The organism is Niastella soli, assembly GCF_017742245.1.
Taxonomy (GTDB): Bacteria; Bacteroidota; Bacteroidia; order Chitinophagales; family Chitinophagaceae; genus Niastella; species Niastella soli.
On the sequence record NZ_JAGHKO010000001.1, the window covers coordinates 187,260 to 201,233 of the forward strand.

Consider the following 13,974-nt stretch of genomic DNA (forward strand, 5'->3'; position numbering starts at 1 on the left):
ACCCCGACAGTTGTCGGGGTTTTATTTTATAATACTTCTATTTGATTTTTTAACAGGTCTTCAAATTCATCGCGCCGGCGAATAAGATGCGCTTTCCCATCTTTAATAAGCACCTCGGCAGGTTTCAATCGCGAGTTAAAGTTGCTCGACATTTCAAAACCATAAGCTCCGGCATTATAGAATACCAGGTAATCACCTTCCCGAACTTCGTGCAATTTGCGGTCCCAGGCAAATGTATCGGTTTCACAAATGTTCCCTACCACAGTATATATTCGCTCGGGGCCATTGGGGTTACTGATATTTTCAATATGATGATACGCCTCATAGAACATAGGGCGGATCAGATGGTTGAACCCACTGTTCACACCGGCAAATACGGTGGCCGGGGTTTGTTTTACCACATTGGTCTTTACTATAAAATAACCGCATTGGCTTACCAGGTATTTGCCTGGTTCAAACCATACCTGCAGTTTTCTACCGGTCTCTTTTTCAAAGTTCTTGAAGGCAACAGCCATTTTCTGACCCAGGGTATTTACATCTGTTTCCGGATCACCGGGCTGGTAAGGTACTTTGAAACCACTGCCCAGGTCAATAAACTCCAGGTCGGGGAAATGCGAGGTGATCTCGAACATCACATCCAGCCCTTCCATAAACACGCCAATGTCCTTGATCTCACTACCGGTGTGCATATGCACGCCCGTTACTTTCATTTTAGCGGATTTTACAACGCGCTCAATGTGTCTGATCTGGTGAATAGAGATCCCAAACTTGCTGTCTACGTGACCGGTAGATATTTTGAAATTACCACCCGCCATGATATGGGGGTTGAGCCGGATGCAAACAGGATAGCTGCCGCCAAACTTGTTGCCAAACTGCTCTAAAATAGAGATGTTGTCAATATTGAGGTTAACACCCAGTTCTTTAGCGGCTACAACTTCCTGAAAGTCCACACAATTGGGTGTATACAAAATGTTCTTTGGGTCAAAGCCTGCCTTGAGGGCCAGCTTTACTTCATGGATACTTACGCAATCAACCCCGGCGCCGAGGCTGTTCACATACTTTAAAACATTAATATTGGTAAGTGCCTTACAGGCATAGTAAAACCGGGCGTTTATCTTTTGAAAGGCTGTTTGCAGCTTTTCATATTGCTCTTTGATCTTTTCGGCATGGTACACATACAGTGGTGTACCGTATTCATTCGCCAACTGGATTAATAACTCTCGGGATAATTGCTGTGACATAGTATGCGAATATAAGAATAAGTTGACAAGTTAATAAGCTGACAGGGTTGACCGTGTTAAACAAAAAAGCGCATCCATCTTATAATGAATGCGCCCGTTATTTTAGATTTTATTTATTTCTTTTGTTCGTCCTCTTCGTCGTCCCCGTCTTTTTCCTCATCATTGTCTTCGCCGTCCTCTTCAGTCTCCTCGTCATCGCCTCCCTCTTCTTCAGTTTCTTCCTCTTCTTCGCTTTCCTCTTCCTCTTCATTCTCATCCTCCTCTTCTTCGGTTTGTTCCTCTTCTTCCTCATCGGCTATTTCCTCGTCACCCTCATTCTCTTCTTCGTCCTCTTCCGCCTCGCCATGTTCTTCAATCAGTTCGCCATTGTCATCAACAGCAAAGGAGGTGGAATCATCTTCGCCTTCTTCCTCTTCTTCGGGGGTAATGTAGGGTTCTTCTTCAGCAAATGCATCCAGGTCACCCTCATCAAAACCTTCCTCAGCAATTTCATCCAGCACTTCACCTGCTTCTTCATCCAGGGCTTCTGCTTCTTCGGCTATTGCTTCTTCGTCGGCCTCCTGATCATATGAAGCATCCTGGTCCAGGCCTGGCTGCGCTTCTTCTTCAGCACCTTCTTCTTCGCTTAATGATAATTCAGTACCATTTACATGAACATCATTCTCTGATGGAAGGATACCTGACTCATCGCCTTCGGTCTGGGTTGTGCCGGTTTCAAGGCCAACTATGGTAGGCGCCACAATACTGTCGTCCAATATTTCTTTCAGCTTGGGTAGATCATCCGTTGTGTTCAGGCCGAAATAGTCCATAAAGTTTTTGGACGTTGCATACACCAGCGGTTGACCGGGCATGTTCTCATTACGGCCTGTTATGACTATGAGGTCTTTTTCGAGTAATTTTTGAATAGCGTAGTCGCTGCTCACACCCCGGATAGCTTCAATCTCAGATTTTGTTACCGGTTGTTTATAAGCAACGATACTTAAGGTTTCCAACGCTGCTGTAGACAGACGTTTCAGGAATTTATCACCGTTTAACTGGGCAACAGTTTTATGAAAATCTCTTTTAGTGAGGAACTGCCAACCACCACCGCTTTCGCGCACCTCGAATGGATAGAATTCAGCCTTGTATTTTTCGAGAATACCTTCCATGGCTGCTTCAATCTGATCGAGCATGATCTTATCTTCCATAAAGCCAAAGGCCTGGTTGATGAGATCAGTGATCTCCAATGTTGTTAAAGGCTTTTCACTGGCAAAGATCAACGCCTCTATATGGGGTATCAGGTTGGAAATTTCCATCATTAAAGTTTATTACTATGACTTATAACCTATTCCTGCTATAAATCATAAACTGTCTTAACCTTGTAATGCAGCGGCACCGCTCACAATTTCGGTAAGCTCGGTAGTGATGGCTGCCTGGCGTGCCCGGTTATATGATATCTTATAGTGCTTTAATAATTCGTTGGCGTTTTCGCTGGCTTTATCCATAGCGGTCATTCGGGCCCCATGCTCAGAAGCATTGGCATCGAGTACAGCTTTGTACAATTGCGTGTTCAGGATCTTTGGCATCAGCTCGGCTATCAGCTCTTCTTTGGCGGGCTCAAAAATGAAGTCACTTTTTTTAGCGCCTTCTTTCTTCTCTACTTTTGGAATAGGCAGGAAGCGTTCTACTGCGTAACGTTGCATGGCGGCATTGCGAAACTCGCTGTACACCAGCTCTATTACATCAAATTCTTTGGCTTCAAACGCTTTTACAGCAGCCTGAGCGGCAGCCTGTACGTTCTCGAAGCTCAATTTCAGGAACAGGTCTCTGAAAGTATCGTTTACCTTGTATTTATTTTTCTGGAAGAATTCGGTGCCTTTTTTACCAATGCCCCAAACGGTCAAATTGCCTTTGGCATTTTGGGTTGCATATTTTTCATTGATGGTATTGCGGGCCAGTTTTATTACGTTGGTATTATAAGCGCCGCACAATCCACGGTCGCTGGTAATAACAATCAACAACACCTTTTCTACAGGACGTTCAACTGCCAGCGCCATACCGCCATCACCTTCTGCGCTGCTCACAATGTTGCTCAGCACTTCCTGCAGTTTACGGGCATAGGGACGCATCTGGACGATAGCATCCTGGGCTTTTCTCAATTTGGCAGCACTTACCATTTTCATTGCTTTGGTAATCTGCTGCATATTCTGGGTTGCCTTGATCTTATTACGAACTTCTTTTAACTGACCTGCCATGTTGCAAAGTTGATTAGTTGATTACTACCGGGTTATTTAGCTCTATAACAAATTAATAATCAATGATATATAGACAATAAACAGACCTGTAGTTTTAATCGGCTGCAAAGGTAGCGGAAAGCGGCCAAAATTCCACATTCTGTGTAAAATTCCGTGTCAGATGTGAGTTTCGTGAGTTGTGAACATATATATAATGTTTTGGCCATAAATGCGTTTTAAGTTACCTGGTTGGGGTAAGAAAAACCGCGGCAAACGGTACCAATAACCAGCCACTTATTTCGTGTATTTAACGGTTTTGATAGAAATTTTCAGCATTTTTGTTTAAGATATGGCAAAAAAGAAGAACGCAGCTAAACCGGTTATTCTTGTAACGAATGACGATGGTATTACAGCGCCAGGTATACATAACCTGGTAGAAGCAGTAAAGGACTTGGGTAAAATTGTTGTTGTTGCCCCCGATAAACCGCAATCAGGCATGGGCCATGCCATAACTATAGGCCAACCATTGCGACTGAGTGCTGTATCAACTTTTTTTGATGGCGTGGAAGCTTACCAATGCTCCGGAACCCCGGTAGATTGCGTTAAGCTGGCAGTAGACAAGATACTGCATCGCAAACCAGATCTGTGTTTGAGCGGTATCAACCACGGCGCCAATCACTCCATTAACGTTATTTATTCAGGTACCATGTCGGCCGCAGTAGAGGCAGCTATTGAAAGCATTCCCTCCATTGGTTTTTCACTGCTCGATTACAGCATTGATGCCGATTTTACTGCTGCCCGCAAATATGCCCGGATAATTGTAGAACAGATGTTGAAGAAGACACCCGAGAAACACACCGTTTTGAATGTGAACTTTCCTCCTGTATCACCTGATCTCATAAAAGGTATCCGCATTTGCCGCCAGGCCTATGCGAAATATGAAGAAGATTTTGTGGAACGTAACGACCCCAATGGCCGCAAGTATTACTGGTTAACCGGTGAGTTTGTGAACTTCGACAAAGGAAAGGATACCGACGTGTGGGCCCTTAAAAATAATTATGTGAGCGTTGTACCAGTGCAGTTTGACCTTACCAATTATCAACTGAAAGAAAAGCTCGAAAAAACCTGGAAACTGTAATGTTCAAAAAAGACAACCTCCGTTTTGGCATGTTGCTGGGCTTTATTGCCCCCCTGTTAAGCCTTGTTATCTATTATTTCATCAAGTTTCGTGCGTATTCTTTTCTTGACTTCCTGGAATTTATAGGCTCCAACAAAAACCAGATCACGGCTATTTCGGTCCCCTGTCTGGTGCTTAATATTGCCCTGTTCACTTTTTACATCAATACCCGCCGCGACAAAACGGCCAAAGGCGTATTTGCCATCACGCTTATATATGCGATAGTGTCGTTGGTGATAAAGTTTATTATATAAGCTTATCTTTACCCCATGCGTTATTACATTATAGCTGGTGAAGCATCAGGTGATCTGCATGGTAGTAATCTTATCAAAGAACTTAAAAAATCAGATCCCGCCGCAACGATCCGTTGCTGGGGGGGCGATCGTATGCAACAAGCTGGTGGCGAACTGGTGAAACACTATCGCAGCCTGGCTTTTATGGGTTTTTGGGAAGTAGCCAAAAACCTGGGTACCATTTTGCGTAACCTGCAGTTTTGCAAAGACGACATTACCAAATACAAACCCGATGCGCTTATTCTTATAGACTACCCCGGGTTTAATTTACGCATAGCCGAATGGGCTAAACAACAGGGCTATAAGATCATTTATTATATCTCCCCACAAGTATGGGCCTGGAAGGAGAACCGCGTTCACAAAATGAAACAATGCATTGATAAAATGCTGGTGATCCTGCCCTTCGAAAAAGACTATTATAAAAACAAGTGGAACTGGGATGTTGAATATGTAGGCCACCCATTGATAGAAGTGGTGGAAGAGGCGCAATTGACGCCTGGCAGTCTGCCGCTTTCAGACAAGCCAATTATAGCTTTACTGCCTGGCAGCCGCAAACAGGAAATACTTAAAAAGCTGCCCATTATGCTGGAGGTTAGCCGCATGTTCCCGGCTTATCAGTTCATAGTGGCCAAGGCTCCGGGACAGGAAGACAACTTTTATGAATCCGTACTGGCTACATACCCCAATGTATCGTCGGTACGTGATGCCACTTATAACCTGCTTTTACAATCCAGGGCTGCACTGGTTACTTCAGGCACTGCCACCCTGGAAACAGCCTTGTTCGGTGTTCCCGAAGTGGTTTGCTATAAAGGCAGCAATATCTCCTACCAGATCGCCAAACGGCTTATCAAAGTGAAATATATTTCCCTGGTAAATCTGATCATGGATAAGCTGGTGGTAAAAGAACTTATCCAAAACGACCTTACGCCCGGCAATTTGCGTAAAGAGCTGGATGCCCTGCTCACCAATGAAGCTACGCAGCAGCAACTGCGGGTAGACTATGCCGCTTTACAACACCTGCTTGGTCAGGGAGGGCATGCTTCTGCCAGAGCGGCGGCGCTTATAGTTGATTATTTGCAGAAAAAATAAATCTCCTGGTTTAAAAGGAACGGTTCCAGGCTTCAGGAGGTCAAATGCCAGTTCTTGCTTTCCCCCGCAATGCGGGGCAAGGCGGAGCAAGCGCTGCAACCTGTAACTGTATTTACTTCTTCATCATCACCAGTTTTATAATGATCACGATGATCGCAAGCAGGAACATGAACAGGGAGATCCTGTTTATGCCATGCATATAGCGCATCCAGGGGGTGTGCGGTGCTTTTGGGTCGCGTTTCTTCAAGTAAAAATACTCCTGCAATTGTCTCCAAACTCCCATAATTAATATACTGGTTTTTAACGGTATTACAAAGTTACGTAATACCGTGAAAACGGCAGACGGCAGACGGCAATCGGCAATCGGCAATTTTGGCCTCGCGAAATTCGAGCCTCGCGTAATCGTAAACGATTCACTAGTTTTGAGCAGAATAACCGATCTTGCGCCGCCCGAAATCCATTGCCCATTGCCCATTGCCCATTGCCCATTGCCCATTGCCCATTGCCCATTGCCCATTGCCCATTGCCCATTGCCCATTGCCCATTGCCCATTGCCCATTGCCCATTGCCAACTGCCTTTCACCTTAGCATAACCGTCAGACAGCCTGGCGGTTGCTCCATCCTTAAATTCTTACATCCATCCTAAAAACGGCGGGCTTACCTAAAACCCTCAGTAAATTGATATACCTAAAAACACATGTATGAAAAATTCCCTGATGGTCCTTCTCCTCTCGCCGGGTTTGCTGATAGCTGCAGCCCATGCGCAGGATAAAAAAGGGACCACTGTAGCACCAGCCATAACCGATACTGCCAAAAAGAAACCTGCCAGTATTACTGATAAAGTAAAAAGTTGCCGGAAATACGATGGTCTGTTCACCCTGTACCAGGACACGGCCAACGGAACGGTTCAATTATACGTTAAAAAAAGCCAGCTGGGTAAGGAATATATTTATCAAAGCTTTTCTATTAATGGCCCCAACCAGTTATACCTGAACCAGAGCATGCACCGTGCTACTATGATCTTTAAGATCGAGAAAGCATTCGATAAACTGGAGTTCTCACGCGTTAATACCCGGTTCTGGTACGACCCTCACAATCCGGTAAGCAAAACAGCCATGGTTGATAAACCAGAAGCGGTATTCCTGGTAGAAAAAACCGTTAGCGAAGATGCTGATGGGTACCTGATCAGCGCCGATGGACTATTCATCAGTGAAAAACTGGACCCCGTGAAACCGTTACTGCCGCCCGGGATTCCGCCCACTGCCATCTTTAACCTGGGCAGCCTGAACCCCGCCAAGTCACGTTACACCACCCTTCGTTCTTTCCCCAATAATTCAGACATCGTGGTGGACCTGGCATACGACAATCCCATGCCATTCAACTCAGGCACTACAGATATTACAGATGCCCGTTACGTGCGTGTTCGTATGCAGCACAGCCTGATAGAAATGCCAAAGAATGATTTCCGCGCCCGGCGCGATGACCCCCGGGTTGGTTACTTTTCACAAATGGTAAACGACCAAACCAGCATCAGCCCGGTCCCTTTCAAAGACATTATCCATCGTTGGGACCTGAAGAAAAAAGACCCGAACGCCGCGCTGAGCGAACCAGTTGAACCAATCGTTTACTGGATAGAAAATACCACTCCGGTTGAATATCGCCAAACAATTATAGATGCAGGCTTAAAATGGAATGAAGCATTTGAAAAAGCAGGATTTAAAAATGCCGTTCAAATGAAAATAATGCCCGATGATGCCGATTGGGACCCTGCCGACATTCGCTATAATGTGATTCGCTGGGTGTCTTCTGCCTCACCCACCTATGGCGCTATTGGACCCAGTTTTGTAAATCCTAAAACCGGACAGATCATTGGCGCCGACATCACCATTGAATGGTATTCAGGCAGCGCCACCCCTATTCTGGATGAGTTATTCAAATCCGCAGCTGCTACCGGCAATTTGCAATTACCAGGTCTTGACGCCCAGCATGAAGCTTATTGCTCACTGGCCAATGAACTGAAAAGCCAGTTTTTAACAGGCTCTACGGTGCTGGATGCCTCCAATGCTTCAACCGCCGATCTGGTTGAAATGCACAAACAGTTCCTCACCTACCTGATCATGCATGAAATGGGACACACCCTGGGGTTGAACCATAATATGAAATCCAGCCAGATGCTGTCGCCTGCAGAAGTGAATAATACAGAACTCACTCATAAAATTGGGTTGATAGGCTCTGTGATGGATTACCCTGCCATTAATATCGCATTGGACAGAAGCAAACAAGGTGATTATTATACCACCAAAGCAGGGCCTTATGACCTGTGGGCCATTGAATATGGATACACGCCATTTAACGAAGGAGAAGAAGTGGCAGGTTTAAAAAATATCATTGCCCGCAGCACCGATCCTAAACTGGCATTTGGAAACGATGGCGACGATATGCGTGCGCCCGGAAAGGCCATGGACCCAAGAGTGAATATCAATGAACTTACCAGCGATGCCATTGGATATGCAGAAGACCGCTTCAAGATCGTTAACCAGGTAATGGGCAAACTGGTACAGAAGTATACCAAAGAAGGCCAGTCGTACGCTGAATTGCGCACCCGCTATGGCACATTACTGGGCCAGCGCTTTAGCATGGCATCGGCGGTAAGCCGCTATGTGGGTGGCATTTATATCGACAGAAGTTTTCCGGAACAGAAATCTGCCAACAAGCCATATACCCCAGTACCACTGGCTACGCAAAAACGCGCCATTGATGTTCTGAGCAAATATATCTTTGCACCCGATGCGTTCGATGCAGATGCTCAGGTGTTCCCCTATATGCAACCCCAGCGTCGTGGGTTCACCCAAAATGTTGTAGGCGACGACTTCAAGGCTACTGAAAATATACTGGCAGTACAAACTGGCAGCACCCTTTCGCACCTGCTGCATGGCGCCACCCTGCAACGTATTACCAACAGCCGTTTATATGGCAATCAATACAGTGTTGCCAGCCTGATGGGCGATCTGCAGAAAGGTATCTTTAATGCAGATATTTCCACCAACGTAAACGTATACCGCCAGAACCTGCAAACCTATTACGTGCGCCAACTGGTATCCATGGTTGATCCCAAGAACCAGCAATTTGATGATGTATCGAAAGGAGCAGCCTTGTATACGCTGAAAAAGATCAAAACACAACTGGCCACTGCCGTTTCTACCAACGACGAAACCAAAGCACACCGCGCCAACTTGTTGTTCCTGATCCAGAACGGACTGGAACCTAAATAATACGATCACATTCTTACATGAAAAAGTCTCCCGGCATGCCGGGAGACTTTTTTTATTAAACATTCCTTAAAACTTCAAAATTTAAAAAATACAAGTGCGGGCAAAATATATTTCATGTATAGGTACTATTCCCTAGTACCATTTAAACAATACGAACATTCTGTCGAAACAGGGTAGCCGAAATGTGACAAGCTCCGGGCTACACCTTAATTTTACATCCGTAACCAAAACAAACTGCCGATTTGAAACCCCTAAATCTTAATCCAAATCTCTTTGAAAACTGTAATTGATCGTACCTATAGATTAACCGACCCGAGCCCGTTTTGACTCTGGCACCCTATGATCTCAAAGGAAGACCCCGCTCCAATCCAATGAAAGATCAAATGAAAACCAACCTTTTGGAAGCTGCCAAAAGAGATTGCCTCCCGACCTGTCGGGAGGTTTTTTTATTTTATATAGTACCCTACATAATAGATCTGGGATCGTTGGATGGATGCACCTTTATCTGCATCATAGTAGCAATGGAGCGGGCCCGCTGTTTGATCAGCTCGGCATTTTCGCCTTCAAACTGTTCATCTACTGTAGATAAAAATAGCTTGACCCAGTGTTGAAAATGTTCGGCCGTTAATGGCGACTTCTGGTGTAACTGCACATGGGCAACCATGGGATTGCCCTTGAATCCACCAGTTTGAAAAAGAATATTCTCCCAAAAATCATACATGCGGGGTAAATGCGTCTCCCAATTCACTTTAGCCACATCATTAAAAAGGTATCCAATGATGTCATCGGCCCGCACCTTTGTATAAAAAGTATCTATTAATTGCTGTATGTCTGCTCTGTTTCTTATATCAGGTTTCATAAGTCCTTACGATTAAATTTTCTTACTGACCACCAAAGCGGCATTATAGCCCAGGCCAGCATGATACTTATTGTTGCTGCTATACCCCATTGATTACCAAAGAAATCTCTGAATATAGCACTGGTCGCGCCCATCAAAGCTGAAATATCCATTTTCAGCAATATCAGAATGCGCGCCAGGTCTACAGGATTTAAACAACTGAACACGATCATTGGTTTTTCCATTGGATAATCCATGAACTGGAATAACAGGAATAATACAATTCCGTCAAAAATAAGTGTAAAATAGAACCATAATAAGATAGCCACGCCAATTCCTTTTGCTTTATCTCGGGTCAATACGGATGCCAGCAAGGCAATGGCCACAAATACTATAGTCAGCAAAAGCCCCATGGCTGTCATCATAAGCCCGGTATCACCTGGTGCATAAATGAGGACCGGAATGCCACACCCCACCAGGAAAGCCATGCACACTGATGAAGCCAGTCCGGTAAAGATACTTAACCAGATATTGACCCGTCGTAAAGGTTGCGATACCAGCAGCTCAATAAACTCGGCCGCATTATAAACATATATAGTTGAAAATACAACGCTAACAAGAGGCACAATGATCAACACGAGGTTCAACAAACTCAGGATGCCTTTGGAGGGATTGTCTTCCAGGTTGAATACGCTCAATGATATCACTGCCAGGAATATCGTATAGGCAATAATGATGCGGTTGCGCAACAGATCGAGCAATACGTATTTAATGATCTTTTTCATGTTGGTAGTTTTATAGACCCGCTTGCATTACATGCGCGATGGCGCGTGATAAAGTTTTTTCACCGGTATCCAGCTGTAACTGACTGAGCGATTTATGAAATTTCAATCGCCCCTCTTCCATGTAGATCACTTCGGTAATAATGTCGTCGAGGTCGCTTAGAATATGGGAAGTGATCATTATCAGTTTACCCTGTTGTTTTTCCTTTCTGATCTTTTCCTTCAGGATCTCGGTCGATAAAGGATCGAGGCCAGCTGTGGGTTCATCCAGGATCAAGACCTCAGGATCAAATAGAAAAGCAAGTGAGGCGCTCACTTTTTGCCGGGTGCCACCTGAAAGTGTACCCATCCTTTTATTCATCATGCCATCGAGTTTGAACAAATAAATAAGCTCTTCATCCAACTGTACGGCCTTTTGTTTGCGAATGTCTTTCATCATGTCGAGCACCTGGGCAATGGTCATATTTTCAGGATACCGCCCAATCTGTGGCATGTAACCAATAGCAGACCGGTATTGCCAGTTATGGGCAATGTTCTTTTTATTAAAGGTGATAAAGCCACTATCGGGCACCACCATCCCCAACAGACATTTGATGAGCGTGGTTTTGCCAGACCCATTTGGCCCTATGAGGGAAATGGCCTGTCCTTTATTGCAGCTAACACTCACGTTATCGAGCGCGGTCAATTTTGAAAACTTTTTTGTAACGTTTGTAGCGATGATCATGGGAAGAAGTTGCAGGTTACAAGTTGCAGGTTACAGGGTTCGCAGCAGGGTTTTCCCTGCAACCTGAAACCTGTAACGGTATTATTTAAATGCTTTCATTTTGGGGCGATCGTCTTTCAGATTTTCGGGTATAAATCCGGGGATCGTTTTTTCTGCCTTATCCAGCAGGCCGGTAATAAAACTGCGGAACAGCATCATGGTGACCGGGTTTCGTTCGGCAATCATAGCATATACGCTTACCGGCCGGTAAGGCACATCCCCTATTCCATCTCTATTCAGATCGTAGCCCTCGTATTTATCCCAGTAATTATTGGTGAAGGAATTCAACACCAGCGTTCCATTGGTAGCCACATCAAAGCTGTTACCGATGAAGTTGTTACCGGTAACAGTATTATCATTGCAACTGGCCTGGATCTTCAAGGCCCAGCCGTTGTTATCAAAAACATTCTGTTCCACCTTTATGCGGTTGGTACCTTCCATAAAAATACCGGTGGTATTGCGAATAAACCGGTTGTGTTGTATATGGCTGTCGGAAATTTCTTTTAACAAAATGCCATATGCGGCCCCACCCCAGTTTTCGGAAAAGGTGTTTCGCAACATGGTGACGCCTTTTGAGAACATGACGGCCACTCCCGCGCCATTGTTCTTAAAAAGATTGCCCTCATATAGATCGTCGTTGGAGAACATAAAATGCAATCCATACCGAACATTGCCGGTGCTTATGTTCTTTTTGATCTGAGAATTGGTCACAAATTCAAAGTAAATGCCATCGCGGTGACCACTGATGGTATTGTTTATGATCTGCATGCTATCACTCTTCCAGCAGTGAATGCCATTGGCAGAAGTGATCTCATTTACCGCATTCGAATGCAAGGTATTGCCTGCGATAGTACAGTTAACGGCATGCTGGCTGTAGATGCCAAAGAAGGTATCGTCAAACTTATTGTTGCGGATAATTACCAGCCGGCTATTGATAATACGAATAGCGGCAATATCATTATAACTTGAATAACCTGAATGCACTATGACAAAACCTTCCACCACTACCCCATCACTCTTGATGTCCATGATCTCATATTTCTTTTGACCATCCAGCACCGGGCAGTCAATACCCTTAATGTAAAGCGGTTTATTTACAACGATGGTAGGCTGCCGGTAAACGCCTTTTTCAACTAAGATCGTATCGCCAGGCCTTGCATTGTCAATGGCCTCCTGTAGCCATTTTAATGGTCCGGCCGGGCGAACGACCCAGGTTTTGGCATTTGCTGTGATCGTACATACGATCAGACAGGCAACCAGGCTCAGGTTTTTCATATAATTATTGAATAATGTCATTCCATTGTACGTTTGTTCCGCTTACCTGTTGTTTAGCCTGTTCCCTGTTTGCTTCATTATTAAATGCAGCGGTATTACCACCCATGGGGCTGTGCAGGTCGTTGCTTTGCAACAGAAAGCTTTCGTTAGCGGGTACAAATTTGTTTTGAGTAGAATAATCAAGCAGGTAAATGCCTGCTACATTGGTTTTTAGTGAAGGGTCGGATTTTAAAAACGAGGATATGCAGTGTATGTCATCAAATTTGTACACTTTCCCTTTTGGGGTGATGACCTCACCGCCAAACCGCTGATCGAGTATGGTCATTTTGCAAAAGTCGCAGGCATCTTTTCCAAACTTAATGGGTTGGGGACCGGTGCTGCAACTGGTGCAACAGATCACAATGATCACTGCAGCGGTAGTTAAACCGGTTCTTACATTGGTAAACGACTTGTTGGCTTTTCTGCGTAATTCAAGGAAACCAAACAAAGCCATCAGCACACCTGTACCGATAAAGATCCACCCACCGGCTCCGGGCACAGACCAGGCGCCAAAATTGAGTAACTGTTTATACCCAATCAATGGCGGCTGATAAGTCATACCCGGTACCTGAATGGGCGCAGAGGGATCAAGGTTATGTCCATAGTTATATTCCCAGTGATAAAAATCTATCATGGCCACAAGGGCAAACAACAGGTAACACCCCACCCAGATCAAAAAGAACCATTTGCGATTAACGATTGCTGCCGCAATACCAAACACTACAAAGGCGCCGATTATATAAGGCAACAAGGTAAATTCAAAAAAGTCCTTTTCATGCAGCGTGCGCATGCCTATGTAATGGTTCAATCCATTTACCACATCTATATTACCGCCCAGTCTGTTAGCATAGATCTCCAATTGTAAACCTTCGGGATATTGCGGGGCCGACAATTCAATTCGCCAGATGGGCAGGAACAATACCCCGATCAGCGATAACGCACATATCCATGTAATGATCCGTGATGCAGTAGATAACCTGTTGTTCATAAAA

General features: G+C 44.8%; 14 protein-coding genes. 4 read left to right on the forward strand and 10 right to left on the reverse strand.

What is annotated here, in order from left to right:
• Positions 1–26: 26 nt before the first annotated feature.
• From lysA to atpG, 3 genes are all read right to left on the reverse strand, one after another.
• Positions 27–1,241 carry a diaminopimelate decarboxylase gene (gene lysA / locus J7I42_RS00685; RefSeq protein WP_209136842.1) on the reverse strand — a complete coding sequence of 405 codons (1,215 nt, stop codon included), beginning with the start codon at positions 1,239–1,241 and terminating at the stop codon, positions 27–29.
• Positions 1,242–1,354: 113 nt separating this feature from the next.
• Positions 1,355–2,539 carry an SMC-Scp complex subunit ScpB gene (scpB, locus tag J7I42_RS00690; protein WP_209136843.1) on the reverse strand — a complete coding sequence of 395 codons (1,185 nt, stop codon included), beginning with the start codon at positions 2,537–2,539 and terminating at the stop codon, positions 1,355–1,357.
• Positions 2,540–2,593: 54 nt separating this feature from the next.
• Positions 2,594–3,475 carry an ATP synthase F1 subunit gamma gene (atpG, locus tag J7I42_RS00695; RefSeq protein WP_209136844.1) on the reverse strand — a complete coding sequence of 294 codons (882 nt, stop codon included), beginning with the start codon at positions 3,473–3,475 and terminating at the stop codon, positions 2,594–2,596.
• Between the two features lie 328 nt (positions 3,476–3,803).
• On the opposite strand from atpG, the gene surE reads away from it, so the two are divergent.
• Genes surE through lpxB form a run of 3 tightly spaced genes read left to right on the forward strand, consistent with a single transcriptional unit; the run spans position 3,804 to position 6,013 of the window.
• A complete protein-coding gene (gene surE / locus J7I42_RS00700) occupies positions 3,804–4,592 on the forward strand; it encodes a 5'/3'-nucleotidase SurE (RefSeq protein WP_209136845.1) in 789 nt (262 codons plus the stop codon).
• Positions 4,592–4,885, forward strand: a complete 294-nt coding sequence (locus J7I42_RS00705) for a hypothetical protein (RefSeq protein ID WP_209136847.1) — start codon at positions 4,592–4,594, stop codon at positions 4,883–4,885. The genes surE and J7I42_RS00705 overlap by 1 nt, the downstream gene beginning before the upstream one ends.
• A 15-nt stretch (positions 4,886–4,900) precedes the next feature.
• The gene (lpxB, locus tag J7I42_RS00710; RefSeq protein ID WP_209136849.1) at positions 4,901–6,013 is read left to right on the forward strand and encodes a lipid-A-disaccharide synthase; all 1,113 of its coding nucleotides are present in this window, start codon (positions 4,901–4,903) and stop codon (positions 6,011–6,013) included.
• 112 nt (positions 6,014–6,125) lie between these two features.
• Here lpxB and J7I42_RS00715 read toward each other — a convergent pair whose 3' ends face one another.
• Together J7I42_RS00715 and J7I42_RS00720 are read right to left on the reverse strand one after the other, a co-directional pair.
• Positions 6,126–6,296: a DUF6728 family protein gene (locus J7I42_RS00715; protein ID WP_209136850.1), complete on the reverse strand. Its 171-nt coding sequence runs from the start codon at positions 6,294–6,296 to the stop codon at positions 6,126–6,128.
• 133 nt (positions 6,297–6,429) lie between these two features.
• On the reverse strand, positions 6,430–6,579 hold the full coding sequence (locus tag J7I42_RS00720; protein WP_209136851.1) for a hypothetical protein: 150 nt from the start codon (positions 6,577–6,579) through the stop codon (positions 6,430–6,432).
• Positions 6,580–6,714: 135 nt separating this feature from the next.
• Here J7I42_RS00720 and J7I42_RS00725 point away from each other — a divergent pair, with 135 nt between their 5' ends.
• Positions 6,715–9,285, forward strand: a complete 2,571-nt coding sequence (locus J7I42_RS00725; RefSeq protein WP_209136852.1) for a zinc-dependent metalloprotease — start codon at positions 6,715–6,717, stop codon at positions 9,283–9,285.
• Positions 9,286–9,748: 463 nt separating this feature from the next.
• Here the strand turns inward: J7I42_RS00725 and J7I42_RS00730 are convergent, their stop codons facing one another.
• The 5 genes from J7I42_RS00730 to J7I42_RS00750 all read right to left on the reverse strand — a co-directional run bounded on the left by J7I42_RS00730 (position 9,749) and on the right by J7I42_RS00750 (position 13,970).
• Complete coding sequence (locus J7I42_RS00730) at positions 9,749–10,144, reverse strand: group III truncated hemoglobin (RefSeq protein WP_209136853.1); 396 nt, start codon at positions 10,142–10,144, stop codon at positions 9,749–9,751.
• Positions 10,141–10,908, reverse strand: coding sequence for an ABC transporter permease (locus J7I42_RS00735; protein WP_209136854.1), 768 nt, complete (start codon positions 10,906–10,908; stop codon positions 10,141–10,143). Before J7I42_RS00735 ends, J7I42_RS00730 begins: the two co-directional genes overlap by 4 nt.
• Before the next feature lie 10 nt (positions 10,909–10,918).
• Complete coding sequence (locus J7I42_RS00740; RefSeq protein ID WP_209136855.1) at positions 10,919–11,629, reverse strand: ABC transporter ATP-binding protein; 711 nt, start codon at positions 11,627–11,629, stop codon at positions 10,919–10,921.
• An 81-nt stretch (positions 11,630–11,710) separates the two neighbouring features.
• Positions 11,711–12,964 carry a nitrous oxide reductase family maturation protein NosD gene (locus J7I42_RS00745; protein WP_209136856.1) on the reverse strand — a complete coding sequence of 418 codons (1,254 nt, stop codon included), beginning with the start codon at positions 12,962–12,964 and terminating at the stop codon, positions 11,711–11,713.
• Entirely contained in the window at positions 12,948–13,970 is a 1,023-nt protein-coding gene (locus J7I42_RS00750) for a nitrous oxide reductase accessory protein NosL (RefSeq protein WP_209136857.1), read from the reverse strand. Before J7I42_RS00750 ends, J7I42_RS00745 begins: the two co-directional genes overlap by 17 nt.
• Positions 13,971–13,974 lie beyond the last annotated feature (4 nt).

Excerpts from the sequence above, each read along its gene's own strand:
- lysA (WP_209136842.1), bottom strand. The coding sequence starts at position 1,241 with ATGTCACAGCAATTATCCCGAGAGTTATTAATCCAGTTGGCGAATGAA.
- scpB (WP_209136843.1), bottom strand. The coding sequence starts at position 2,539 with ATGATGGAAATTTCCAACCTGATACCCCATATAGAGGCGTTGATCTTT.
- atpG (WP_209136844.1), bottom strand. The coding sequence starts at position 3,475 with ATGGCAGGTCAGTTAAAAGAAGTTCGTAATAAGATCAAGGCAACCCAG.
- surE (WP_209136845.1), top strand. The coding sequence starts at position 3,804 with ATGGCAAAAAAGAAGAACGCAGCTAAACCGGTTATTCTTGTAACGAAT.
- J7I42_RS00705 (WP_209136847.1), top strand. The coding sequence starts at position 4,592 with ATGTTCAAAAAAGACAACCTCCGTTTTGGCATGTTGCTGGGCTTTATT.
- lpxB (WP_209136849.1), top strand. The coding sequence starts at position 4,901 with ATGCGTTATTACATTATAGCTGGTGAAGCATCAGGTGATCTGCATGGT.
- J7I42_RS00715 (WP_209136850.1), bottom strand. The coding sequence starts at position 6,296 with ATGGGAGTTTGGAGACAATTGCAGGAGTATTTTTACTTGAAGAAACGC.
- J7I42_RS00720 (WP_209136851.1), bottom strand. The coding sequence starts at position 6,579 with ATGGGCAATGGGCAATGGGCAATGGGCAATGGGCAATGGGCAATGGGC.
- J7I42_RS00725 (WP_209136852.1), top strand. The coding sequence starts at position 6,715 with ATGAAAAATTCCCTGATGGTCCTTCTCCTCTCGCCGGGTTTGCTGATA.
- J7I42_RS00730 (WP_209136853.1), bottom strand. The coding sequence starts at position 10,144 with ATGAAACCTGATATAAGAAACAGAGCAGACATACAGCAATTAATAGAT.
- J7I42_RS00735 (WP_209136854.1), bottom strand. The coding sequence starts at position 10,908 with ATGAAAAAGATCATTAAATACGTATTGCTCGATCTGTTGCGCAACCGC.
- J7I42_RS00740 (WP_209136855.1), bottom strand. The coding sequence starts at position 11,629 with ATGATCATCGCTACAAACGTTACAAAAAAGTTTTCAAAATTGACCGCG.
- J7I42_RS00745 (WP_209136856.1), bottom strand. The coding sequence starts at position 12,964 with ATGACATTATTCAATAATTATATGAAAAACCTGAGCCTGGTTGCCTGT.
- J7I42_RS00750 (WP_209136857.1), bottom strand. The coding sequence starts at position 13,970 with ATGAACAACAGGTTATCTACTGCATCACGGATCATTACATGGATATGT.